The 237-nt window shown below is 35.9% G+C and carries 1 protein-coding gene; it reads right to left on the minus strand.

The annotated features are described in order from the left end of the window. Positions 1–237, minus strand: a 237-nt coding sequence (locus AAEY62_RS24665) for a type IIL restriction-modification enzyme MmeI (RefSeq protein ID WP_350637125.1), incomplete at both ends; no start/stop codon positions are given.

Consider the following 237-nt stretch of genomic DNA (forward strand, 5'->3'; position numbering starts at 1 on the left):
CACTACAAATGACATTAAATGGTAAGAAGCCTATTGGAACATACTTTCTTCGTTCAGAAGAAACCCTAGGCACAAGTAAATAGTTTCCCTCGGTTGGTTGTCTATTTTCGTCGAATAAATGGGCGTTTACAGCTTTTCTTTGAGTTGCTTTCTTCTTACTGTTTAGTCTGAAGTTTCGAACTTTCTCTACTCTCGAACTAACTTCTTTAACAGTTTCAATTTCTTCAGTAGATACAT

The sequence above is a fragment of the Pseudoalteromonas sp. GW168-MNA-CIBAN-0100 genome (assembly GCF_040309225.1).
Lineage (GTDB): Bacteria > Pseudomonadota > Gammaproteobacteria > Enterobacterales > Alteromonadaceae > Pseudoalteromonas > Pseudoalteromonas arctica.